Below are 23,031 nucleotides of genomic sequence, written 5' to 3'. Positions count from 1 at the left end.
ACCTCCAGAATTTGTACATGCTTGCTCTTTTTTTGCGCAAATTAAAGACGGCGGCTTTCTATATGGAAAACCGAATTTTGATGTTTTTCAGAGAAAACAAAACCCTGTGGCCAAAACCCACATCAGGCGGCTAATAAAGACGCTTTTTCTTCGTCACTCCCCACAATAAGCAACGAAATCAGACTGAACCTAAACAGGTAGGGGAAAATTCTAGCTGGAATGACTTTCCTTTACCACCTCGAAAATAAATCTTATTAGAACCCCTGTGGATTATTTTTATTTTTAATTTCATATAGTTACTGAGTTACTAACAAGCTTGTTAACATTTTTAGCTGTAAAAAAATTTTTAGAACCTTTGCTCATATCCCAAACCCTTGTGATTCCCTGTGGATAACTTGTTGTGGACCTGGAGACAACTTTAGCCTGTGGAAAACTCTTCGTTTCCTCCCCAAGTTCTCATCAGTTTTTCAAAGGTTAATCCCTAGCTTGCCAAGCTCTTTTACATTCTATAAACAGATGATACATAAAACTTTTCCACACTTATCCACAGAAAAATGGCTGACTAATCATAAGTCTTCATAACCATCCTTTCTTAAAAACCTAAGATTTAATAAGAGGTGAGTGAGCGCTCTTTTGATTTCAAAAATCCATTCACGCTGTTTGAATTTTGATCTAAAGCTTTTCCACATGAATTAACAGGTCCAACTCCAAGTAAAAAGTTACTCACACTGATCCACAGACTTTGTTTCAACTCTTGCTAAAAAGACCGTGTTGAAAATTTCCGCAACTCCCATTTGCTATTTGCCTCTAAATTCCCTACAATTCCGCTCCCTGTTTTCTAGAACGAATTTCAACCAGTTATTTGCTAAAGAGTCGGATATGAAACGCACATTCCAACCTAGCGTCCTTAAGCGTAAACGCACTCACGGTTTCCGTGCCCGCATGGCTACCGCAAACGGCCGTAAAGTTCTGGCCAGCCGTCGCGCTAAAGGTCGTAAGCGTATTTCAGCTTAATTGTCGTCTGTTGTTTAAAAGCAACCTATAGATGGCTGGTTACGAATTCCCCCGATCACTTCGACTTTTGAAGCCGGGGGATTTCCGTAACGTATTTAATGATGCTCGCTTTAAAGCAGGCCATCCTGGTTTGCTGCTCCTTGCTATCCCTAACCAACTACCTCATCCTCGAGTAGGGCTTGTCATCGCCAAAAAAAATATCAAGTTGGCGACGGGAAGAAACAGAGTTAGAAGGCTTATCCGGGAAGCCTTTCGTCTTCAGCAAGCAAATATTCCAAACGTCGATATTGTCGTTCTGGCCCGCAAAGCTGTTGCAGACATGAATAATGAAGAAATTTTTCAATGTCTAACCAAATTGTACTCACGAATTGGTCAGCAACATGCCAATGCCCTCGCTAAAGCAGACTCTTCCTCAGCTACCTAAATACTTACTTTTAGGTTTGATAAAGGCGTACAAATACGCGATCAGTCCAATGTTAGGACAGCACTGCCGTTTTTATCCAAGTTGCTCAAGTTATGGATATGAAGCAATTTCCAAGTATGGATTCCTGCGAGGGAGTTATCTTACCGTCCGTCGTCTGCTAAGATGCCACCCTTGGTCAACAGGGGGTATTGATCCAGTGCCAGAAAGCCTGTCTCACAAACGCTGCCCTCATTCATCATCCGAATAAAAGTTTGAATAGTTTATGGACTTTTTAAGAACCTCTCTCATAGTCGGTTTATTGGTTGTTTCCTACCTGTTGGTATTGGAATGGAATGAGGAGATGATCCCCCAGCAGCAACCTGTCTCACAAACCGCTTCTGTTTCAATAGACAGCAGCAATTCAGATTCGAGCGTTGCAAGCAACACTAGCTCCGGTGAACTGGATACGCCAGAGTCCTCTTCAACGCCTGTTGCGACTACCGACGACACTGGATCAGTTTCAGCTTCCTCAATAGGTAAGATCATCACCGTCACCACTGACGTTCTTCGTGTCAGAATTGACTTGAGCGGTGGAAATATTGTTGAAGTGTCACTACTTGAGTATCCCATTTCATTAAAGAATCCGACCCCTTTAGATCTAATGCAGAAAAACAACGGAGTCTACTACGTTGCAGAAAGCGGTCTAATTGGTTCCAATGGATTTGATGCATCAAAAAATGGCGCTAGCCCAGTTTATACTACGGACAAAGACGCTTATTTCCTGCAAGACGGACAAAACAAGTTAGGTATAGATCTAAAAACAGAACGTAATGGCGTTACTGTGATCAAACACTATGAGTTTGAAAAGTCCAGTTATTCCATTAACGTCGCTTTTCAGATCAATAACCAGTCTGATGCGCCTTGGAAGGCCAACTTTTCAGCCAAATTACGCCGTGATAAGTCTGCAGATCCTTCCTCTTCTGGCGGATTCGGAGCTTCTTCATATCTAGGAGCTGTTGTCTCAACGCCAGAAAAGCCGTATGAAAAGGTTAACTTCAAGGATATGGACGAGAGCGGCGCCGAAGGCGCTAAAGTAGACTCTCCCAATGGATGGATTGCGTTTATCCAGCATTATTTTGTTAGCGCATGGGTGCCTCTAACTAGCGATACCCACACCTATCAGACTCGAGTGAATAACGGCTTATACCTGATGGGGTTCGTTGATCCTGCATTTACTGTCGAACCCGGTCAAACACACACCGTCGCCGCCAAGCTGTATGCTGGACCCAAGATCATGGAAACACTCAAAGAAGTGGCTCCAAATCTGGATTTGACTGTCGATTTCGGCTGGTTGTGGCTGATCGCCAAACCTCTGTATCTGGTGTTGGAGTTTATCCACGATTTTGTCGGTAACTGGGGTATTTCCATTATCCTGTTGACTGTACTGATTAAAGCTTTGTTCTTCCATTTGTCCGCCACCAGTTATCGTTCCATGGCGAACATGCGCAGAGTGACCCCCGAAATGCAGAGAATTCGGGAACAGCATGGCGATGATCGTCAGCGTATGTCTCAGGCGATGATGGAACTGTACAAGAAGGAAAAAATAAATCCTTTGGGCGGATGCTTACCCATGATTGTACAGATGCCCGTGTTTATATCTCTGTATTGGGTATTGTTGGAAAGCGTTCAGTTACGTCAGGCGCCGTTCTTCTTCTGGATTCAGGATTTGTCCATTAAAGACCCTTATTTCGTATTGCCTCTGTTGATGGGCGCTGCGATGTTCCTGCAGACATCTTTGAACCCAACGCCTCCAGATCCTATTCAAGCGCGTGTGATGAAGATGATGCCGATTATCTTTACGGTCTTTTTTCTCTGGTTCCCCGCAGGTCTAGTACTGTACTGGTTGGTCAACAATATTCTTTCTATCGCTCAGCAGTGGTACATCACCAAGAAGATCGAAAACGAGGCGCTGGCTGCGAAAAAATAGCCTTCTGGATAGGTTTGTCAGTCAGTGGTAGCCTGAGCTACTTTTAAACAAAAGCCCGTTTTAACAACGGGCTTTTTTATGGTGAAGCGAGAATTTTCATGTACGCTGAGAATGACACGATAGTCGCAATCGCAACCCCCCCAGGGAAAGGCGGCGTTGGCGTTGTCAGAGTTTCTGGCCCTAAAGCAAAAGCGCTGGCGAGTCTGGTCCTTGGTTATGACCCTAAGCCCAGACACGCGCATTACAGTCCTTTTTTTACTGAAGAAGGGGAAATTCTCGATAGCGGTATTGCTCTACTTTTTACAGCCCCCAATAGCTTTACTGGTGAAGATGTCATTGAATTCCAAGGCCACGGCGGCCCAGTTGTTCTTGATTTGTTGGTGAAGCGTTTGGTTGCAGCTGGAGCCAGGCTGGCGCGTCCTGGTGAGTTCTCTGAAAGAGCATTCATGAACGATAAGCTTGATCTGGTGCAGGCGGAAGCTATTGCAGATTTGATCGAGGCAACATCAGAACAAGCCGCTCATAGTGCAATGAGATCTCTGCAAGGCCAGTTTTCCAAAGAAATTGAAAAGCTGATTGAGAGTCTTATTCAACTACGTATCTATGTTGAAGCGGCGATTGATTTTCCTGAGGAAGAAATAGACTTTCTCTCTGATGGCAAAGTATTAAATGACCTGGATATACTCCTCAGTCAGACGCAATCTGTCTTCGCCAACGCCAAGCAAGGCGCTTTGATGCGTGAAGGGATGACAGTCGTGATTGCTGGTCGACCCAATGCCGGTAAGTCCAGTTTGCTGAATGCGCTGGCGGGAAGAGAAAGCGCCATTGTGACAGAAATTGAGGGCACTACTCGGGACGTACTTAGAGAGCACATCCATATCGATGGCATGCCTCTGCATATTGTAGATACGGCAGGATTGCGGGATAGCGATGACGTCGTAGAAAAAATCGGCATCGAACGCGCCTGGAAAGAAATTGATCAGGCTGATCGTATTCTGTTTTTGGTGGATGCAACGCAGACCAAAGAAATGTCTCCCGAGCGGATTTGGCCAGAATTCTATGCACGTATAAAACACCACGACCATATCACAGTAGTTCGCAATAAAATCGATTTGAGCGAAGAGCAACAAGGCATTGACCTGTCGCTGTCCCACCCTGTCATCCGCCTGTCGGCCAAAGCCGGGCTTGGTATTGACCAGCTACGCGAACATTTAAAAGCCTGCGTAGGTTTTGAAAGTCATGCGGAAGGGGGATTTATGGCGAGACGTCGTCATTTGGAAGCCCTTACCCATGCAGAAAAACACATTCAGCTCGCCAAGAGCCAGCTGCTGAGTGCGAACGCCGGGGAATTAGTGGCGGAGGATCTGAGGGTTGCGCAGAATGCCTTATCGGAAATTACCGGAGCCTTTACTTCCGATGATTTACTGGGGCGTATCTTCTCGTCGTTTTGTATCGGCAAGTAGTAAGCCTATTCTAAAAAAGACTCAGTCATCTTCTTCCGTTACTTTATGTGAAGCGCTTAGCTGGGCTATGCCTATTAGTTCGCTCAATTATTTCATTTCTTTTCATAAGCAGTGTAATAGCTGGTCAGTCAAATAACTTAACTCTTCTGGCGACAGAAAAATGAATGAATTTAGTCTGTGGGTGGTTGAGTCGACGCACACTAGCCCTAACGATTTTTACGTAAGGGTAGATGGATCTGACATCTACATTGCTTACTGGATAGTTTGTTCATCCTCGGAAGATAGAGCACGGCAATTGGCTTCGCAGGTTTCAGAGGAATTGCTGCTGGGAAATACAGAGACTATCGCAATATACCTATACAGACCGGGCGACTTGGTTAAAGACGATAATGTGACGGCGAGAATGGGGAAAGTATCAACAAAGTTTAGCGCGCAAGAAGATATCCAATTAGCCGCCTGGATTACTTCGGAAGGAGGGCTATGGTAGACAGATGTTGATAGCGCAAAATAGATTTCCCTATGCTCGCTAATATTTTAAATACTATGTGCTTGGCTCTTTGTTACGGGAAGTAGATTCTATGAAGCCAATTTGGTTGACCTATGCAGCCTTGGCCGCCGCTATTTTGTTGGAGGTGATTGGCACCACTTTTCTGCAAAAGTCAGAACAGTTCAGTAAATTGACGCCAACGATACTCATGGCGTTGTGCTATTTGGGCGCCTTTTACTTTCTGTCTTATAGCCTCAAAACAATTCCTGTCGGCTTGGCGTATGCTATCTGGAGCGGTCTTGGCATTGTACTGATTTCGGCCATTGGCTATTTCCTGTTTCGACAGACGTTGGATCTTCCAGCGATGATCGGCTTAGGCTTTATCATCACTGGAGTCATTATCGTCAACGTATTTTCTAACTCCATTAACCACTGACCTGCTGCAACGCTCTACGCCCCTATCTACTAAACTGACTATTCAGGTTCACACGTTTCTTTTCCTTTTCACTGAACGAAGCGAGTGAGTTAAAGCAGATAGGAAGGTGTCTGAGTGCTTAAAGATGGGCTGATACGTTGGGTTATTGTTGTTTTTTTTCTCTGCCGGGCAGTTGACGCTGTTGCGCAGGAAGAAATAACGGTCGCTATCGGCGAGTGGGCCCCTTTCATGAGCGAGTCTTATCCTGACTACGGGGTGGTTCCTCATATTATTTCGGAGATCTATCAAAAAGCGGGAGTGAAAGTGGTTTATGGCTTTTTCCCTTGGAAGCGTTCCTATTCGTTGGTGCAAAGAGGGGAATGGCACGCCTCGGCAATCTGGGGAAAGACGCCGGAAAGAGAGGCGGACTGTTATTTTTCCAATGCGGTCTATACGGGGGAAATTGTTCTCTTTTATCTCAAAAGTAGACCCGTTGTTTGGACTGGAGCAAAAGAGGACATTCAAGGTCTCACTATTGGCCTCCCTCTCGGCAGCGCCAAGGCCAAACCACTGGAGGAAGCGGAAAAGGAAGGCGTGGTCAGTTACGATGTGGGAGTTGATCATATCCTCGTATTCAGAAAACTGCTCGCAGGGCGTTTTGACGCCTTAGATGAAAATAAAGCTGTGGGGTTGTTCAATCTGCAGTCACAATTCACTGCTCAAGAAAGAGAAAAAATAGGTTATACAGACCCCGTGGAAAGCTGGCCGTACTATATGATTTTCTCCCGTAAATCCAACGCCAGTCCTCGTTTTATGGAAATATTCAATGCTGGATTGAGTGAGCTGAAGCAAAGCGGGCGACTTGATGAAATATGGGAAGCCTTTTATCGCGGAGAATTTACTGCTCCCTAAATCAACATGCCGTGGCTTTATAGTGGAAAAGAGTTTTTAGGCTGTGCAAATCATGTTGCGATCAGACATACACTCTTCATAAAACCACAGAAAGTTGCATTAATATTTCACTCTCAGGAAGGCTCCCGGAGTGCTCTTTTTTCCCTTAATTTGAGCAGAGTTATCCACTGTCAATAACTTCGACGCACTGTGGATAACTTTATGGGTCATATGTCAACCCATTCGAAGAGCATTTTTTTTATCTTTATAAAACAATAGCTTGTTAGTTGATAATTCTAGTCGGGCAATGGTTTTGCTTGTGGATAACTTTATTAATAACTTGTCTAAAATATTTTTGCTAACTCTCTGAAAAGGCTAGGCTATTTTTTAATCTGTGTGACAAAGCCAAGTCATAAAGCTCCCGAGACAAGATGTTTTGAGCGTTTTTTAAACATTTTTTATATGGCGCTCTTATTTTTGCCCTGTCCACATAGTAAAATACGCGGTTCGTTTCAGGTCCGTTACCGATGAGGGTGTAAAAGTCTATGGACTTTCCAAAAAGTTTTGACGTCATAGTGATAGGCGGTGGGCATGCCGGAACCGAGGCTGCATTAGCGGCGGCGCGCATGGGGCGCCAGACTCTGCTGTTGACTCATAACATTGAAACCCTTGGACAGATGTCCTGTAACCCCGCGATTGGAGGCATCGGTAAAAGCCATTTGGTGAAAGAAGTGGATGCGCTTGGCGGCGCCATGGCGTTAGCGACGGATCAGGCGGGGATTCAATTTCGGGTGCTTAACTCCAGAAAAGGCCCGGCGGTGCGCGCAACTCGCGCTCAGGCGGATAGAGCGCTGTATAAAGCGGCGATCCGTGAGATTTTGGAAAATCAGCCTAACCTCACCATTTTTCAGCAGGCTGCCGACGATCTGATCATGCAGGGCGACCGCGTCGCTGGCGTCGTGACCCAAATGGGTCTGCGTTTTCATGGTAAGACGGTCGTACTGACGACCGGTACATTCCTTGGCGGCGTTATCCATATTGGATTGGAAAACCATTCCGGTGGTCGTGCGGGAGATCCTCCTTCCATCGCTTTGGCGAAACGGCTGCGGGAAATGCCCTTCCGTGTTGGACGTTTGAAAACGGGAACGCCGCCGCGAATTGATGCGCGTTCTGTGGATTTTTCTGTGATGGAGGCGCAGCCTGGTGATACGCCAATTCCAGTCATGTCATTCATGGGCTCGGCGGACCTGCATCCACGTCAGGTGAACTGCTTTATCACTCGCACCAATGAGCGTACTCACGAGATTATTCGTGGAGGGATGGATCGCTCCCCTATGTATACGGGAGTGATTGAGGGGGTTGGACCTCGTTATTGTCCTTCTATTGAAGACAAGGTGAATCGCTTTTCTGACAAGGATTCACATCAGATATTTATTGAACCTGAGGGACTGAGTACTCACGAGCTGTACCCCAATGGCATTTCCACCAGTCTGCCTTTTGATGTGCAGCTGGAACTGGTGCATTCCATCCAGGGCATGGAAAACGCGCATATCACCAGACCCGGCTACGCCATTGAGTATGATTTCTTTAATCCCCAGGACTTGAAGCACTCTCTGGAAACCAAGTTTGTCGATAACCTGTTTTTCGCTGGCCAGATTAACGGCACAACAGGCTATGAAGAAGCGGCGGCGCAAGGCCTTCTGGCGGGTATGAACGCAGCTCTGCGCGCGCAGGATAAAGAAGCATGGAGTCCGCGCCGTGATGAAGCTTATATCGGCGTTTTAGTGGACGACCTGATCACGATGGGCACGCGAGAGCCATACCGTATGTTCACCAGTCGTGCTGAGTACAGGTTGCTTCTGCGAGAAGACAATGCGGATTTGCGGTTGACCGAAAAGGGCCGCGAGCTTGGCATGATTGACGATGAACGCTGGCGTGTTTTCTGTGAGAAACGGGAGGCTATCGCTCGCGAGCAGCAACGTTTAAAGTCTATCTGGATTCAGCCTGCGACGGATAAAGCTCTGAAAGCGGCGGAGCTGTTAGAGACGGAACTGACGCGAGAGTACTCATTGCATGATCTGCTGAAGCGTCCGGAAATGACTTGGGAAAAGCTGTCTTTGCTGGATGCGGAAGTGGCGACGACGCCGTTTGAAGTGGCTGAGCAGTTAGAGATTCAAGTTAAATACGCTGGATATATTGACCGTCAGCAGGAAGAAATTGAGCGCTTGCGGCGCAATGAAAATATGGCTTTGCCTGCAGATCTCGACTATAGCGGAATTCAGGGTTTGTCCAATGAGATCAAGCAAAAGCTGACTGAAGTTAGACCGGAAACCCTGGCTCAGGCCTCCCGGATTCCTGGCGTCACTCCGGCGGCGGTTTCTCTGTTGTTGGTTCATTTGAAGAAGCGTGGCTCCATTCAGCGGAAGAGCGCTTGAGTATGGCGTTGATTTTGAATCAAACGGAGCAGCTGGCGTCTGGCTTAAAGGCGATGGGAGTGAGTCTGACGGAGGCGCAGCGAACTAAAATTCTGCGTTATCTGGAACTGCTGCACAAATGGAACAAGGCGTACAACCTCACTGCTGTGCGCGATCCCGCATTACACGTGAGCCGTCATATACTTGATTCTCTGGCCGCGCTTCCTTATTTAAAAGGCGTCCAGTTTCTGGATGTGGGCGCTGGCGCAGGATTACCGGGTATTCCGCTTTCCATTGCGCAGCCGGATTCCCACTGGACATTGTTGGATAGCAACGGCAAAAAAACCCGGTTCATGGATCAGTGCCGGATGGATATGGGGCTGACGAATCTTCAGGTCGAACATACCCGGATCGAAGCGTTCACGCCCGAAGCCAGATTTGACGGAATAATATCCAGAGCTTTCGCGACGATTGGCGATATGATTGCCGGATGCCGTGATCTAATTCTTCCCGAAACGCGCATTTATGCGTTGAAAGGCCTTTATCCCCATGACGAGATTGAAGCCATGCCGGCGGACTTTGACGTTGTGGAATGGCATAAGCTGGAGGTTCCCGGTTGTGATGGGGAACGTCATTTGCTTATTATTGCGCGTAGTGGAAATACCGGAGGCTCATAAATGGCGCGAATATTGGCTGTAACCAACCAAAAAGGCGGTGTCGGCAAAACCACGACCTGCGTCAATCTGGCAGCCTCTCTAGCCGCTACCCGGCGCAAAGTGTTGCTGGTGGATATTGATCCACAGGGCAACGCGACTATGGGAAGCGGTATCGATAAAAACACGATTGAACACACCGTATACGATGTACTCACTAAAAAGGCGGACGCCGCCCAGGTAGTAAAGACGTCTGAAGCGGCAGGTTACGATGTAATGCCCGCCAATGGCGATGTTACGGCGGCGGAAGTCGAGCTGATGAACGAGATCGGTCGGGAGTACCGTTTGCGCAACGCTATTAGGGAAGTGGCTGCGAACTATGACTATGTGCTGCTTGACTGCCCTCCCGCGTTGAACTTATTGACAGTGAATGCATTGGTGGCGGCCAATGGCGTCTTGATTCCCATGCAGTGTGAGTATTACGCGCTTGAGGGATTGGCGGCGTTGATGAACACCATCGAACAAATTCGCGAGACGGTTAATCCTAGTCTGGAAATAGAAGGTCTGTTGCGCACCATGTACGATCCCCGCAACAGCCTGACATTAGATGTATCGCGGCAAATTACGGATTACTTTGGCGATAAAGTGTATCGCTCAATTATTCCGCGTAACGTAAGGCTGGCGGAAGCGCCTTCCTATGGCGTGCCAGCGCTGAAATACGATAAAAGCTCAAGAGGCGCCATTGCTTACCTGGCATTGGCGGGAGAAATTATTCGCAAAGACAGGAAGGCGGCGAAAGAAGCCGTCCCAGCCTGAATGGGCGATTTTGGGGAACTACCTGAATAATGAAAAAACGAGGTCTAGGCGATCGCGGACTGAACGCACTGTTGGCCGGGTCGCGCACACGCACCAATGAGGAAGAAGAAAACGTCAAACAGGATGGCGTTTTAAAAGAGCTTCCAGTCGAACTGATCCAGCGTGGGCAATATCAACCTCGTCGGGACATGGACCCCGAGTCGCTGGAGGAGCTGGCGCAATCTATTCGTCAACAGGGCGTCATGCAGCCTATCGTGGTGCGGGAGATTGCCCCGAACCGCTATGAAATTATCGCGGGCGAGCGTCGTTGGCGCGCGACTCAGATCGCTGGCAAAGACAAAATTCCCGTTATCATTCGCGATGTTCCCGATGAAGCCGCCATCGCAATGGCGTTGATTGAGAATATTCAAAGGGAAAACCTTAACCCTATAGAAGAGGCCATGGCGCTACAGCGCCTGCAGGACGAATTTGGTTTGAACCAGTCCCAGGTGGCGGAAGCGGTTGGAAAATCCCGCCCGTCTATAGCTAATTTACTACGCCTCCTTGCCCTTCATGCTGACGTGAAAACTATGTTGGAGCGCGGCGATATGGAAATGGGACATGCCAGAGCTTTGCTGCCTTTGGATGAGCCAACGCAATTGGCTGCGGCGAACGCCATCGTCGAGAAAGGTTTGTCGGTTAGACAAACTGAAGCTCTGGTGAGAAAGCTGTTGCAGGAAAAGGAAAATCCGAAGGAAAAAATCAAGAAAGCCCTGGATGCGGATGTCCGCAAATTGCAGGAAAGTCTGGGGGAAAGGCTGGGTTCGCCAGTCACTATCGATTACAACAGCAAAGGCAAAGGCAAGCTTGTCATCAAATACAACTCTCTGGACGAGTTGGACGGTATTCTCGCTCATATTAAATAAGGCCTCTTTCTGTCTTTTCGCCAATCCGTCCGCATGAAGAACAGGTTGGCGTTCTTCCTCGCGGTTTTGTTTCTTTTTTAGGCTTGGATCACTAAAACTGCATGCCATCCATGCTGCGTATAAAATTAGCTAAAACACAACATTTGGTGTCTGGATTTTCAATACAGCATATTTAGTACCAAATGTTGATTTGCTTAAAATTTGTTAACGCACCCATGTGTATGGAAATTATACAGTTTTGTTTTCATGGCGGTTGAATGCGTTACATCGACACAATATAATCACCTGCGCCTAAAGCTACGGGTCTCTGTAGTGCGAGGGCGGGGGGTAACAAGAACTAGGCAGAAACGTGATTTGAATAGTGCAGCTCGCTCGCTTATTAAGCGGCCGCCAGTCTTTAGGATTGTGGGATTACAATTAATAGCCACGGTCCTCATATCTTTAATCGCGTGGAGATGGAGCAGCGTGCATGCGTACTCGGCTTTGGTCGGGGGACTGATTTGCGCTGTTCCAAACATGTATTTCGCCCACCGCGCCTTTCTCTATCAAGGGGCTCAAGCAGCCAGGCAAATCGTACAATCTATTTATAAAGCAGAGGCGGTTAAGCTAGGATTAACGGCCATTTTTTTTGGCCTGGCTTTTAAGTTTATCCAGCCTTTGGAGCCGGCAAGTTTATTTCTGGCTTTTCTAGGTGTGCAGTCAGTGCATTGGTTCGCGCCGCTGATTGTCGGAAGGCGGCAGCGTAAATAACAATTGCAACAATCGATTAAGAGTGAAACATGGCAGGCGAAAATCCTACAGCGTCGGAGTACATTCAGCACCATCTTCAAAACCTGACCTTTGGTAACCACCCAGAGCATGGCTGGAGTTTTGCGCACACTGCGCAGGAAGCCAAAGAAATGGGGTTCTGGGCCGTCCATGTTGACAGTCTGGGTTGGTCAATCGCCTTGGGCGCTTTGTTTGTCTGGTTGTTCCGCAAAGCAGCGGTGAAAGCGACCAGTGGCGTACCAAGTGGACTGCAGAACTTTGTTGAAATTATGGTCGACTTCGTCGACAAGAGCGTAAAGGAAACTTTCCACGGCAAAAACGCGGTCATCGCTCCCTTGGCGTTGACTATTTTCTGCTGGATTTTCCTGATGAACCTGATGGACTTGGTCCCTGTGGACTTCCTGCCAAGACTGTTCCAAGTTGTAACCGGCAATGAACATGCTTACTTTAAAGTCGTTCCCACCACTGACGTCAATGTGACTCTGGGAATGTCGTTGTCCGTTTTCTTCCTGATCATTTATTACAGTATTAAAGTCAAAGGCGTGGGCGGTTTCCTCGGCGAACTGACCCTGCAGCCATTCGGTAAGTGGATGCTGCCATTCAACCTGCTCCTGGAAGGCGTGGGCTTGATCGCCAAACCTATTTCTCTTGCTTTGCGTCTGTTCGGTAACCTGTACGCAGGCGAGCTGCTCTTCATCCTGATAGCGTTGATGCCGTTGTGGGTGCAATGGGTGCTATCAGTGCCTTGGGCGATTTTCCACATTTTGGTTATTGTGCTGCAGGCGTTCATATTCATGATGCTGACCATCGTGTATCTGAGCATGGCGCATGAAGATCATTAAGAAGTAGAAATTTCCATCAAAACTAAAAACTTTCTATCCACTAACTAACTGATAAATTTAGGAGAGACAATGGAAACTGTAGTTGGTATGACCGCGATTGCTGTAGCTCTTTTGATCGGCATGGGCGCGTTAGGTACTGCAATTGGTTTCGGCTTGCTGGGCGGTAAATTCCTGGAAGGCGCTGCGCGTCAACCTGAAATGGTGCCCATGCTGCAGGTTAAAATGTTCATCGTGGCCGGTCTGCTTGACGCCGTAACCATGATCGGCGTTGGTATCGCTCTGTTCTTCACTTTCGCTAACCCGTTCATTGCTTTGGTTCAGTAATTACACCTTTTAGGCAAACGAGTCATTTTATTCGACTGATAAGCGAGGGGTGTCAACGTGAACATCAACCTGACAATGATAGGGCAAGCGATTGCTTTCTTTATCTTTGTCGTATTCTGCATGAAGTATGTATGGCCGCCGGTCATACAGGCTCTGCGGGAACGCGAGAAAAAGATTGCCGATGGTTTGCAGGCTGCTGAGCACGCGCAAAAGGATCTTGAGCTAGCCCAAGAAAAAGTTGCCAAGCAGTTGCGTGAAGCCAAACAGCAAGCGGCTGAAATTATCGAACAGGCCAACAAGCGCGCCAATCAGATGCTGGAAGAAGCAAAAGACCAGGCGCGTACTGAAGGCGAACGTTTGATCACTGCAGCCAAAGCTGAAATCGACCAGGAAAAGAACCGTGCTAAGGAATCGCTGCGTGCTGAAGTCGCTGCGCTGGCGTTGGCGGGTGCTGAGAAGATCCTGGAAACCTCTGTGGACGCAGGTGCGCACAGCAACATGCTAGATAAACTAGCTGCGGAACTATAAGAGGTTTGCATTATGGCGGAAAGCACTACACTCGCCCGGCCATATGCTAAAGCGGCCTTTGAATTAGCTCGGGACGCGGGTCAATTGTCGGAATGGTCAGCGTTACTAGCGCTGACCGCCGCTGTTGCTGAAGACAGCAATATGCACAAGGTGTTAAATCACCCTGCATTGACCAGCGCTCAGAAAGGCCAGACGTTCCTTGACGTTTGCGAAGGCAAACTCAATGAAGCGGGAGCTAACTTTGTTAGAGTTCTCGCTGAAAACAATCGTCTGGTCCTGCTGCCGGAAATCGCGGCACTGTTCGAGCAGTTAAAGGCGCAGCAAGAAGCCACAATCGAAGTCACTATTGAGAGCGCATTCGAAATGAATGGCGAGCAGGAAAACAAGCTTGCTCAAGCTCTGCAAAAGAAACTATCTCGCAACGTCAATTTGCGCTCCCAGCTTAATAAAGAGCTGATCGGGGGCATTGTCGTGCGTGCAGGTGACTTGGTGATTGACGCGTCCGTACGCGGTCGCTTGGCTAAGCTGGCTGAGGCAGTGAATTCCTGAACTGGCGCCTGCGGCTGAATTTCCGCAGAAAGGTAACTGAAGGGTTTTTGAGGATAAAGGCATGCAGCAACTGAATCCATCTGAGATCAGTGAAATCATCAAGAAGCGCATTGAGAAGCTGGATATTTCTTCTGAAGCAAAAACAGAAGGCACTATCGTAAGCGTTTCTGATGGTATCGTACTGATCCATGGTCTTGCCGACGTAATGTACGGTGAGATGATTGAATTTGAAGGCGGCGTATACGGTCTGGCTCTTAACTTAGAGCGTGATTCCGTCGGCGCCGTTGTACTGGGCGACTACAAAGATTTAGCGGAAGGTCAAAAGGTAAGAGTAACCGGCCGTATCTTGGAAGTACCCGTAGGCGAGCAACTGCTTGGTCGCGTCGTTGACGGACTGGGTAATCCGATTGACGGTAAAGGCGCTCTGGAAACGACTCTGACTGAGCCTGTTGAAAAAGTGGCGCCGGGCGTTATCGCCCGTAAATCCGTTGGTCAGCCGATGCAGACTGGTTATAAGTCCGTAGACACCATGGTGCCTATCGGTCGCGGTCAGCGTGAGTTGGTTATCGGCGACCGTCAGACTGGTAAGACTGCTCTGGCGATCGATGCGATCATTAACCAGAAAGGCACTGGCATTAAGTGTATCTATGTAGCGATTGGTCAGAAGCAATCTTCTATCGCTAACGTAGTGCGCAAGCTGGAAGAGCACGGCGCGATGGATCACACCATCGTTGTAGCCGCCGGCGCTGCGGATCCTGCTTCCATGCAGTTCCTGGCTCCATACTCCGGTTGTACCATGGGCGAATACTTCCGCGATCGCGGCGAAGACGCACTGATCATTTATGACGACTTGACCAAGCAAGCTTGGGCGTATCGTCAGATCTCCCTGTTGCTGCGTCGTCCGCCCGGACGTGAAGCTTACCCCGGTGACGTATTCTACCTGCACTCCCGTTTGTTGGAGCGTGCGTCCCGTGTTAACGAGGAATACGTTGAGAAGTACACCAACGGCGAAGTGAAAGGCAAAACCGGTTCTTTGACCGCTCTGCCGATCATCGAAACTCAAGCCGGTGACGTATCTGCGTTCGTTCCTACTAACGTAATTTCTATTACTGACGGCCAGATCTTCCTTGAGACAAGCCTGTTCAACGCGGGTATCCGTCCTGCGATGAACGCCGGTATCTCTGTATCCCGGGTAGGTGGCGCCGCACAGACCAAGATCATGAAAAAGCTGGGTGGCGGTATCCGTCTGGCCCTGGCTCAGTATCGTGAACTGGCTGCGTTCGCACAGTTCGCTTCCGACCTTGACGAAGCGACTCGTAAGCAGCTGGAGCACGGTCAGCGTGTTACCGAACTGATGAAGCAAAAGCAGTTCGCGCCGATGACCGTTGCTGAAATGGGCTTGGTTCTGTTCGCTGCAAACGAAGGTTTCCTGGACGATGTCGACGCCAAGAAAGTAGTTCCCTTCGAAGCGGCTCTGCTTTCTTACGCCAAGAGCGAATTCGGCGATCTTCTGGCGAAGATCAACGAAGCAGGCGATTACAACGACGAAATCGCCGCCGGCCTGAAATCTTGTATCGAGAAGTTCAAATCCACTCAAACCTGGTAATGAACTCCTAACCGTCGCCGCTTCTGCGGCGACTGGTTGTTCAACAGGTTCAGGATTAACGAAAGGCAGGTAAATATGGCCGTCGGAAAAGAGATTAAAACCCAAATCGCAAGTATTAAGAGCACGCAGAAAATTACTAGCGCGATGCAGCTCGTCGCCGCCAGTAAAATGCGTAAAGCTCAACAGCGAATGGCGGCGGGTCGGCCTTATGCTGATCGCATACGCAGCGTCATAAGCCATATCGCTACTGCGAATCCAGAATATCGACATCTGTATCTGCAAGAACGCGAAGCTAAAAGAGTTGGCTATATCGTGGTCTCTACTGACCGCGGACTCTGTGGCGGTTTGAACGTTAACGCTTTCCGCGAAATGATGCGCTCCATGAAAGAATGGCGCGATAAAGGCGCGGAAGTCGATTTGTGCGCTGTAGGGCAAAAAGCGATCAGCTTTTTCCGTAACTATGGCGGTAACGTCGTCGCTGCATTGAGCCACTTGGGGGATGAACCATCCCTTACCAAGATCGTGGGCTCCGTAAAGGTCATGCTGGACGCTTATGCGGAAGGCAAGATCGACCGTTTGTATCTGGTCCATAACCGCTTCGTAAACACCATGACGCAGAAGCCTACCGTGGCGCAGCTGTTGCCTCTTCCCCCTGCGGAAGATGATGAAATGATACGTCGCCATTGGGACTACATTTACGAGCCTGACGCTAAAGGCTTGTTGGATGGGTTACTGACCCGCTTTATTGAGTCCCAGGTATATCAAGCTGTCGTGGAAAATAACGCCTGTGAGCAGGCCGCGCGGATGATCGCTATGAAGAGCGCGACCGACAACGCCGGCGGAATCATCAACGAGCTGGAGTTGGCTTACAACAAAGCTCGTCAGGCGGCGATCACTCAAGAGATCTCTGAGATCGTGAGTGGCGCAGCGGCGGTATAGGTTTCTTGGTATTTGGACGCGCCGCCTGAAAGGCGGCGGAGTCAGGCAGAACAGATTTAAGATTCAGTGAGGAACTGACAATGAGTAGCGGACAAATAGTGCAGATTATCGGGGCGGTTATCGACGTCGAATTTCCGCGCGATACAGTGCCCAAAGTCTATGATGCTTTAAAAGTTGAAGGCGGAGCCACAACACTGGAAGTTCAGCAGCAGCTGGGCGACGGTATCGTGCGCACAATCGCCATGGGAAGCACCGAAGGTCTACGCCGCGGTCTTCAAGTGGAAAACACCAACGCTCCTATCTCAGTACCAGTCGGGACCCAGACTCTGGGCCGTATTATGGACGTACTGGGTAACCCGATCGACGAAAAAGGTCCTATCGGCGAAGAAGAGCGTATGCCTATTCACCGTAACGCTCCTGGTTACGCAGATCAGTCTTCTTCTCGCGACCTGCTGGAAACCGGCATCAAGGTTATCGACTTGGTATGTCCTTTCGCTAAGGGCGGTAAAGTCGGCCTGTTCGGCGGCGCGGGCGTAGGTAAGACTGTAAACATGATGGAGCTGATCAACAACATCGCGAAAGAGCACTCTGGTCTTTCTGTATTCGCGGGTGTTGGTGAGCGGACTCGTGAAGGTAACGACTTCTACTACGAGATGGAAGAGTCCAACGTACTGGACAAAGTAGCGATGGTTTACGGGCAGATGAATGAGCCCCCAGGAAACCGTCTGCGTGTTGCTTTGACTGGTCTGACCATGGCGGAAAAGTTCCGTGACGAAGGCCGTGACGTTCTGTTGTTCGTTGACAACATCTATCGTTACACCCTGGCGGGAACAGAAGTATCGGCTCTGCTGGGTCGTATGCCTTCCGCGGTAGGTTATCAGCCGACTCTGGCTGAGGAAATGGGCGTTCTGCAGGAGCGTATCACTTCCACTAAAGTTGGCTCCATCACTTCCGTTCAGGCCGTATACGTACCTGCGGATGACTTGACTGACCCCTCTCCAGCAACCACGTTCTCCCACTTGGATGCGACTGTTGTATTGAGCCGGGATATCGCCGCAAAAGGTATCTACCCTGCGATCGACCCGCTGGACTCCACCAGCCGTCAGCTGGACCCGCTGGTTATCGGTCAAGAGCATTACGACGTGGCGCGCGGCGTACAGACCGTACTGCAGCGTTACAAAGAGCTGAAAGACATTATTGCGATTCTGGGTATGGACGAGCTGTCTGAAGAAGATAAGCAGATCGTATCCCGTGCGCGTAAAATTGAGCGTTTCTTGTCCCAGCCTTTCCACGTTGCGGAAGTATTTACCGGTTCTCCAGGCAAATACGTGTCTCTGAAAGACACTATCCGCGGCTTTAAAGGTATTCTTGATGGCGAATTCGACCACCTTCCAGAACAAGCGTTCTACATGGTAGGCGGTATCGAAGAGGCGGTTGAGAAAGCCAAGAAGACTAAATAATATCCGAATAGGATAGAGGCCTAACCAAATGGGTATAAGTGTGCATTGCGATATCGTTAGTGCGGAACAGGAGATCTTTTCTGGCCTGGTGGAGATGGTTATCGCCGCCGGCAGCGAAGGCGACCTGGGCATCACGCCGGGTCACACCCCCCTGCTAACTGCGCTAAACCCCGGTCCGGTTAGGATCATCAAGCAAGGCGGTGAAGAGGAAGTATTTTTCGTTACTGGCGGATTCCTCGAAGTACAGCCGAACATGGTGACCATCCTATCGGATAGCGCGCAACGTGCGGGCGATATGGACGAAGCCGCTGCTCTGGAAGCGAAGAAAGAAGCCGAGAAGGCCCTGGCCAATCGCGGCGGAGACTTCGAGTACTCCAGAGCTGCATCGCAGTTGGCCGAAGCCGCTGCAAGGCTCCGCACCATTCAGCAAATGCGTAATAAGTTGAAGCGCTAACAGCAAAGATTGCAAGATCGAACAAGGGGAAGCACAGTCTTCCCCTTTTTTGTATTTGAATGCCCAAGTAAGGGCCAAAACTTGGCGCCCGCGCGCGACTTTACTAGTCTATCTGGACGGCAGGAAATTTTTTTCCTAATCCCTTAAAGTGTCGATTAATACAACTTCAATTAACAGCCAAGCTGTTACCGGTTTAACTACTTTATCCATTCTTCGGAGACCGATATGAGTCTGCACATCATCATTCTCGCAGCCGGCCAAGGTACGCGAATGAAATCCGAGTTGCCGAAAGTGATGCATTGCGTCGCCGGCAAACCCCTGGTTCAGCACGTCATCGACACTGCGCGTCGTTTGGAGCCGGAAAACATTACTGTCGTATATGGCCACAAAGGCGATGTAGTTCAGGCAGGGGTAACTGGCCCTGGCCTGTTGTGGGCGCATCAGGCGGAACAGCTAGGCACGGGACATGCGGTATCTCAAGGGCTGCAGAATTTATCTGATGATGGCCAGGCATTGATTTTATATGGCGATGTGCCGCTCACTTCCGCCGCTACACTGAAGAATTTTCTCGCCGTCAGCCACGGTAAATTGGGCGTTTTGACTGTAACACTGGACAACCCCGCTGGTTATGGCCGTATCGTCCGCAATGACGCCGGGTCGGTGGTCGCCATTGTTGAGCAGAAAGACGCGACGGAAGAACAGAAAGCCATCAATGAAATTAACACTGGCATCATGGCTGTGCCGGCTAGTCGATTGAAAGAGTGGTTACCCAAGCTTTCCAATAGTAACGCTCAAGGTGAATATTATCTGACGGACATCGTCGCCCTTGCGGTTGAAAGTGGTGTAGACATTGTCACTGCGCAGCCAAGCTTTCTCCATGAAGTAGAAGGCGTTAATAACAGGATTCAGTTGGCCGCACTGGAGCGAGTATACCAACAACAGGTTGCCGAAGAGTTGATGCTGGCCGGCGCGACCCTGCGCGATCCCGCCCGTGTTGATGTGCGCGGCGTGCTCAATGTCGGCCGTGACGTGGAAATTGACGTGAATGCCGTCTTCGAAGGCGATGTCACCCTGGGAGACAGAGTTAAAATCGGACCGAACTGCGTGATACGAAATGCGGTCATCGCTAATGACGTAACGATCGAAGCCAGCAGTATCATAGAAGACGCTCGTGTTGACGCTTTCGCCACAGTGGGGCCGTTTGCGCGGCTGCGTCCAGGCGCTCATTTGTTTGAGAAAGCCAAAGTCGGAAACTTTGTAGAGATCAAGAAAGCCGATATCGGTCCTGGCAGCAAGGTGAATCACCTCAGCTATGTCGGTGACGCCACGGTAGGCTCTAACGTCAATATTGGCGCAGGGACCATCACCTGTAACTATGACGGTGCCAATAAGTTTAAGACGCTTATAGAGGACGATGTTTTCGTTGGCTCCAATACGGCTCTGGTGGCTCCAGTGACTTTGGGTAAAGGGGCGACGATTGGAGCTGGTTCTACCGTGACCAAGGACGTATCCGACAAGCAGCTTGCCGTTGCGCGCGCGCAGCAGCGCAACATAGATGGCTGGACGCGGCCGGTGAAGAAGTCGCCCGAGCACAAATAACGTTAAGCGAGGCTTTGTCGCCTCGTTTTCTAAAAAAGCATAAAACGTACTAAGATTCGTTTATTGAGTTAATCCAATCCGAAACAAGGAAAACATATGTGTGGCATAGTTGGGGCGATAGCCCAGCGGGATGTCTCCGCCATCCTGCTAGAAGGCCTGAAACGTCTTGAATACCGCGGATATGATTCCGCAGGCATGGCCGTTGTTGAAGCGGCGAATAAAATTCAGCGTCAGCGTGAAGTGGGCAAAGTCGCCGCGCTGGAAGAAGCTATCACCAAATATCCTCTGCCTGGGCGCACGGGTATTGCTCATACCCGTTGGGCGACCCACGGTAAGCCTAGCGTCACCAACGCTCACCCACACATGTCAGGCGAAAATCTCGCTATCGTGCATAACGGCATTATTGAGAACTATGAAGCTCTGCGTCAGGATCTCCGTGACAAAGGCTACGAGTTCACCTCCGAGACGGATACGGAAGTCGTCGCCCACTTGATCGACAGCATGTATCAGGAAACTGGCGATATGATGCAGGCGTTCAGGAAGACCATTGCGCAGCTGCACGGCGCTTATGCGTTGGCGGTAGTGCACTCTTCAGAGCCTAACCGTATCCTGGCTGCTCGCGAAGGCAGTCCTTTGGTGGTTGGCGTGGGTATCGGCGAGAACTTCCTGGCTTCCGACGCCTTGGCGTTGTTGCAGGTGACAGACCGCTTTATCTATCTCGAAGAAGGCGATATCACCGAAGTGACTCTGGAAAAGATCACCGTTTGGGACGGCTCCGGCGCCAAAGTAGAGCGCCCGGTTGTTCGCTTTGAACACGGTGGACTCGACAGTGTGGAAAAAGGCGAATACCGCCACTACATGATGAAGGAAATCTACGAGCAGCCTAAGGTCATTAAGGCGACTCTGGAAGGCCGCATCAGCGGAGACCACATTCTTGAGCAGGTATTGGGCGCAGACGCCGCTAATGTCTTCGACGGCGTAGGCTCTGTACAGATCGTTGCATGCGGCACCAGCTATCACTCAGGCCTTGTCGCCAGATACTGGATCGAAGAGCTTGTCGGCATTCCCTGCCAAGTGGAAGTCGCCAGTGAGTATCGCTACCGCAAACATGTCGTGCAGTCGGACATGCTGTTTGTCACCATCTCCCAGTCTGGTGAAACTGCTGACACGCTGGCTGCGTTGCGTCAGGCTAAAAAGGCTGGCTTCAAATCTGCGCTGGCGATTTGTAACGTGCCTGGCAGCTCCCTGGTGCGCGAATCCGATCTGACCGTAATGACCCAGGCTGGCCCTGAAATTGGCGTCGCTTCAACCAAGGCGTTCACCACGCAGTTGGTCGCTCTGTTGATTCTTACGATCGCGCTGGGAAGACGTCATGGTCTGACCAAAGAGAAAGAAGCGGAATTGGTGGAAGGCCTTAAAGCCCTGCCAGATCTGATTCAGAAAGTGCTGGATCTGGATGACGTTATCAACAAGACCTCAGAAGCTTTCGCAGAGAAACACCACTCGTTGTTCCTGGGCCGCGGCTCTATGTACCCCGTTGCGATGGAAGGGGCTTTGAAGCTGAAGGAGATCTCCTACATTCATGCCGAAGCCTACCCTGCGGGAGAGTTGAAGCACGGCCCTCTGGCGCTTGTGGACAAGGATATGCCGGTTATCACCGTCGCACCGAACAACGAGTTGCTGGAGAAATTGAAATCCAACCTGCAGGAAGTTCGCGCCCGTGGCGGTGAGTTGTATGTCTTTGCGGATGCGGATGTGGCCCTGGAAGAAGAGCCCGGCGTACACGTCATCCCCATCCCCGCCGTACACGACATCCTGGCGCCTATCGTCTACACCGTGCCATTGCAGTTGCTGTCCTACCACGTCGCCGTACTTAAAGGCACCGACGTAGACCAGCCGCGAAATCTGGCGAAGAGCGTCACGGTGGAGTAATCCTGTAAGGAAGCCCACAAAAGGGCTTGTCGAACAAAGGCCGTAGCATTTGCTGACGGCCTTTTTCTTTGGTGTGGCGGGTAAAATGGATATTCTGCTGAAGTATAAGTTGAGGTCGGAAGATCAATGGCGCAGCAAGCGTTTCTCTCCATATGAGTACTTTGATTTAGAAGAGGGAGAGGCGCCTGAAATAGACTCTGTTCCCCACAATATGCACGCAGCGGAATATTTAGATTTTCCCGGCGAAGAGGTTGAACATACGCTTTTGCAATTGGTGGACAAAGACGAAACAGAACTTCTGGAGATAAAGGAAACGTTCTGGAATTCCGGTGAAAACCGGATCATCGAAGTGCTCAGAACATCAGGGAATGAGGTTCTACACAATGAGCTGATCATTCAAACCATAAAGCCCAACCCTGCTAACGGAGAAGACGTGGAGACAATCCGCTTCAACAGGGAAAAGTACTGTAATACCTTGAATTTCCACTCAATTGACTGCATTTAGCCGCAGTTTCTCCGCCATTTTACAAAACTTTACACATAAAGCTGACGGCGCTTTGATCAGGTCGGCGCTTACCTGTT

Annotated in this window: 23 protein-coding genes; all 23 read left to right on the top strand. The window is 49.6% G+C overall.

Annotated features, from left to right (window positions below; genetic code table 11):
• Positions 1-879 precede the first annotated feature (879 nt).
• The 23 genes from rpmH (at position 880) to ACQYWX_RS30550 (ending at position 22,954) form a co-directional block, all read left to right on the top strand.
• A complete protein-coding gene (rpmH, locus tag ACQYWX_RS30660) occupies positions 880-1,014 on the top strand; it encodes a 50S ribosomal protein L34 (RefSeq protein ID WP_083769858.1) in 135 nt (44 codons plus the stop codon).
• A gap of 31 nt (positions 1,015-1,045) precedes the next feature.
• The gene (gene rnpA / locus ACQYWX_RS30655) at positions 1,046-1,438 is read left to right on the top strand and encodes a ribonuclease P protein component (protein WP_431687447.1); all 393 of its coding nucleotides are present in this window, start codon (positions 1,046-1,048) and stop codon (positions 1,436-1,438) included.
• Positions 1,395-1,685, top strand: a complete 291-nt coding sequence (yidD, locus tag ACQYWX_RS30650; protein WP_206617985.1) for a membrane protein insertion efficiency factor YidD — start codon at positions 1,395-1,397, stop codon at positions 1,683-1,685. Before rnpA ends, yidD begins: the two co-directional genes overlap by 44 nt.
• Positions 1,686-1,700: 15 nt before the next feature.
• Positions 1,701-3,404 (top strand): membrane protein insertase YidC, encoded by a 1,704-nt coding sequence (gene yidC, locus ACQYWX_RS30645; RefSeq protein WP_431687446.1) that lies wholly within the window; start codon positions 1,701-1,703, stop codon positions 3,402-3,404.
• Between the two features lie 98 nt (positions 3,405-3,502).
• A complete protein-coding gene (gene mnmE, locus ACQYWX_RS30640) occupies positions 3,503-4,867 on the top strand; it encodes a tRNA uridine-5-carboxymethylaminomethyl(34) synthesis GTPase MnmE (protein ID WP_431687445.1) in 1,365 nt (454 codons plus the stop codon).
• Between the two features lie 578 nt (positions 4,868-5,445).
• Positions 5,446-5,790: a DMT family transporter gene (locus ACQYWX_RS30635; protein WP_431687444.1), complete on the top strand. Its 345-nt coding sequence runs from the start codon at positions 5,446-5,448 to the stop codon at positions 5,788-5,790.
• A gap of 114 nt (positions 5,791-5,904) precedes the next feature.
• Positions 5,905-6,681: a substrate-binding periplasmic protein gene (locus ACQYWX_RS30630; protein WP_431687443.1), complete on the top strand. Its 777-nt coding sequence runs from the start codon at positions 5,905-5,907 to the stop codon at positions 6,679-6,681.
• Positions 6,682-7,205: 524 nt separating this feature from the next.
• On the top strand, positions 7,206-9,095 hold the full coding sequence (gene mnmG, locus ACQYWX_RS30625) for a tRNA uridine-5-carboxymethylaminomethyl(34) synthesis enzyme MnmG (RefSeq protein WP_431687442.1): 1,890 nt from the start codon (positions 7,206-7,208) through the stop codon (positions 9,093-9,095).
• Positions 9,096-9,097: 2 nt separating this feature from the next.
• The gene (rsmG, locus tag ACQYWX_RS30620) at positions 9,098-9,751 is read left to right on the top strand and encodes a 16S rRNA (guanine(527)-N(7))-methyltransferase RsmG (RefSeq protein ID WP_431687441.1); all 654 of its coding nucleotides are present in this window, start codon (positions 9,098-9,100) and stop codon (positions 9,749-9,751) included.
• Positions 9,752-10,543, top strand: a complete 792-nt coding sequence (locus ACQYWX_RS30615) for a ParA family protein (RefSeq protein ID WP_431687440.1) — start codon at positions 9,752-9,754, stop codon at positions 10,541-10,543.
• A gap of 29 nt (positions 10,544-10,572) precedes the next feature.
• Positions 10,573-11,448 carry a ParB/RepB/Spo0J family partition protein gene (locus ACQYWX_RS30610; protein WP_431687439.1) on the top strand — a complete coding sequence of 292 codons (876 nt, stop codon included), beginning with the start codon at positions 10,573-10,575 and terminating at the stop codon, positions 11,446-11,448.
• Between the two features lie 246 nt (positions 11,449-11,694).
• On the top strand, positions 11,695-12,198 hold the full coding sequence (locus ACQYWX_RS30605) for a F0F1 ATP synthase subunit I (protein WP_279500690.1): 504 nt from the start codon (positions 11,695-11,697) through the stop codon (positions 12,196-12,198).
• A gap of 29 nt (positions 12,199-12,227) precedes the next feature.
• Positions 12,228-13,058, top strand: a complete 831-nt coding sequence (atpB, locus tag ACQYWX_RS30600; protein ID WP_127974369.1) for a F0F1 ATP synthase subunit A — start codon at positions 12,228-12,230, stop codon at positions 13,056-13,058.
• 69 nt (positions 13,059-13,127) lie between these two features.
• Entirely contained in the window at positions 13,128-13,382 is a 255-nt protein-coding gene (gene atpE / locus ACQYWX_RS30595; protein WP_011400738.1) for a F0F1 ATP synthase subunit C, read from the top strand.
• A gap of 57 nt (positions 13,383-13,439) precedes the next feature.
• Positions 13,440-13,910 carry a F0F1 ATP synthase subunit B gene (locus ACQYWX_RS30590; RefSeq protein WP_011400737.1) on the top strand — a complete coding sequence of 157 codons (471 nt, stop codon included), beginning with the start codon at positions 13,440-13,442 and terminating at the stop codon, positions 13,908-13,910.
• A gap of 12 nt (positions 13,911-13,922) precedes the next feature.
• On the top strand, positions 13,923-14,459 hold the full coding sequence (locus ACQYWX_RS30585; RefSeq protein WP_216736709.1) for a F0F1 ATP synthase subunit delta: 537 nt from the start codon (positions 13,923-13,925) through the stop codon (positions 14,457-14,459).
• Positions 14,460-14,520: 61 nt separating this feature from the next.
• The gene (gene atpA, locus ACQYWX_RS30580) at positions 14,521-16,065 is read left to right on the top strand and encodes a F0F1 ATP synthase subunit alpha (protein WP_011400735.1); all 1,545 of its coding nucleotides are present in this window, start codon (positions 14,521-14,523) and stop codon (positions 16,063-16,065) included.
• 75 nt (positions 16,066-16,140) lie between these two features.
• Positions 16,141-17,004: a F0F1 ATP synthase subunit gamma gene (gene atpG, locus ACQYWX_RS30575; RefSeq protein WP_127974367.1), complete on the top strand. Its 864-nt coding sequence runs from the start codon at positions 16,141-16,143 to the stop codon at positions 17,002-17,004.
• Positions 17,005-17,084: 80 nt separating this feature from the next.
• Positions 17,085-18,464, top strand: coding sequence for a F0F1 ATP synthase subunit beta (gene atpD, locus ACQYWX_RS30570; protein WP_127974366.1), 1,380 nt, complete (start codon positions 17,085-17,087; stop codon positions 18,462-18,464).
• A 28-nt stretch (positions 18,465-18,492) separates the two neighbouring features.
• Positions 18,493-18,918 carry a F0F1 ATP synthase subunit epsilon gene (locus ACQYWX_RS30565; protein WP_011400732.1) on the top strand — a complete coding sequence of 142 codons (426 nt, stop codon included), beginning with the start codon at positions 18,493-18,495 and terminating at the stop codon, positions 18,916-18,918.
• Between the two features lie 225 nt (positions 18,919-19,143).
• Positions 19,144-20,517 (top strand): bifunctional UDP-N-acetylglucosamine diphosphorylase/glucosamine-1-phosphate N-acetyltransferase GlmU, encoded by a 1,374-nt coding sequence (glmU, locus tag ACQYWX_RS30560; protein ID WP_431687438.1) that lies wholly within the window; start codon positions 19,144-19,146, stop codon positions 20,515-20,517.
• Between the two features lie 96 nt (positions 20,518-20,613).
• Positions 20,614-22,449 (top strand): glutamine--fructose-6-phosphate transaminase (isomerizing), encoded by a 1,836-nt coding sequence (glmS, locus tag ACQYWX_RS30555; protein WP_279500701.1) that lies wholly within the window; start codon positions 20,614-20,616, stop codon positions 22,447-22,449.
• Between the two features lie 49 nt (positions 22,450-22,498).
• Positions 22,499-22,954 carry a hypothetical protein gene (locus ACQYWX_RS30550; RefSeq protein ID WP_431687437.1) on the top strand — a complete coding sequence of 152 codons (456 nt, stop codon included), beginning with the start codon at positions 22,499-22,501 and terminating at the stop codon, positions 22,952-22,954.
• Positions 22,955-23,031 lie beyond the last annotated feature (77 nt).

It is taken from the genome of Hahella sp. NBU794, assembly GCF_050749805.1.
Lineage (GTDB): Bacteria > Pseudomonadota > Gammaproteobacteria > Pseudomonadales > Oleiphilaceae > Hahella.
Note: the sequence above shows the minus strand (reverse complement) of the source record. Positions and strands in the feature narration are given on the sequence as shown.

What these genes read in the sequence shown, in the direction of transcription:
- rpmH (WP_083769858.1), top strand. Translation starts at nt 880, where the DNA reads ATGAAACGCACATTCCAACCTAGCGTCCTTAAGCGTAAACGCACTCAC.
- rnpA (WP_431687447.1), top strand. Translation starts at nt 1,046, where the DNA reads ATGGCTGGTTACGAATTCCCCCGATCACTTCGACTTTTGAAGCCGGGG.
- yidD (WP_206617985.1), top strand. Translation starts at nt 1,395, where the DNA reads ATGCCAATGCCCTCGCTAAAGCAGACTCTTCCTCAGCTACCTAAATAC.
- yidC (WP_431687446.1), top strand. Translation starts at nt 1,701, where the DNA reads ATGGACTTTTTAAGAACCTCTCTCATAGTCGGTTTATTGGTTGTTTCC.
- mnmE (WP_431687445.1), top strand. Translation starts at nt 3,503, where the DNA reads ATGTACGCTGAGAATGACACGATAGTCGCAATCGCAACCCCCCCAGGG.
- ACQYWX_RS30635 (WP_431687444.1), top strand. Translation starts at nt 5,446, where the DNA reads ATGAAGCCAATTTGGTTGACCTATGCAGCCTTGGCCGCCGCTATTTTG.
- mnmG (WP_431687442.1), top strand. Translation starts at nt 7,206, where the DNA reads ATGGACTTTCCAAAAAGTTTTGACGTCATAGTGATAGGCGGTGGGCAT.
- rsmG (WP_431687441.1), top strand. Translation starts at nt 9,098, where the DNA reads ATGGCGTTGATTTTGAATCAAACGGAGCAGCTGGCGTCTGGCTTAAAG.
- ACQYWX_RS30615 (WP_431687440.1), top strand. Translation starts at nt 9,752, where the DNA reads ATGGCGCGAATATTGGCTGTAACCAACCAAAAAGGCGGTGTCGGCAAA.
- ACQYWX_RS30610 (WP_431687439.1), top strand. Translation starts at nt 10,573, where the DNA reads ATGAAAAAACGAGGTCTAGGCGATCGCGGACTGAACGCACTGTTGGCC.
- ACQYWX_RS30605 (WP_279500690.1), top strand. Translation starts at nt 11,695, where the DNA reads ATGGCGGTTGAATGCGTTACATCGACACAATATAATCACCTGCGCCTA.
- atpB (WP_127974369.1), top strand. Translation starts at nt 12,228, where the DNA reads ATGGCAGGCGAAAATCCTACAGCGTCGGAGTACATTCAGCACCATCTT.
- atpE (WP_011400738.1), top strand. Translation starts at nt 13,128, where the DNA reads ATGGAAACTGTAGTTGGTATGACCGCGATTGCTGTAGCTCTTTTGATC.
- ACQYWX_RS30585 (WP_216736709.1), top strand. Translation starts at nt 13,923, where the DNA reads ATGGCGGAAAGCACTACACTCGCCCGGCCATATGCTAAAGCGGCCTTT.
- atpA (WP_011400735.1), top strand. Translation starts at nt 14,521, where the DNA reads ATGCAGCAACTGAATCCATCTGAGATCAGTGAAATCATCAAGAAGCGC.
- atpG (WP_127974367.1), top strand. Translation starts at nt 16,141, where the DNA reads ATGGCCGTCGGAAAAGAGATTAAAACCCAAATCGCAAGTATTAAGAGC.
- atpD (WP_127974366.1), top strand. Translation starts at nt 17,085, where the DNA reads ATGAGTAGCGGACAAATAGTGCAGATTATCGGGGCGGTTATCGACGTC.
- ACQYWX_RS30565 (WP_011400732.1), top strand. Translation starts at nt 18,493, where the DNA reads ATGGGTATAAGTGTGCATTGCGATATCGTTAGTGCGGAACAGGAGATC.
- glmU (WP_431687438.1), top strand. Translation starts at nt 19,144, where the DNA reads ATGAGTCTGCACATCATCATTCTCGCAGCCGGCCAAGGTACGCGAATG.
- glmS (WP_279500701.1), top strand. Translation starts at nt 20,614, where the DNA reads ATGTGTGGCATAGTTGGGGCGATAGCCCAGCGGGATGTCTCCGCCATC.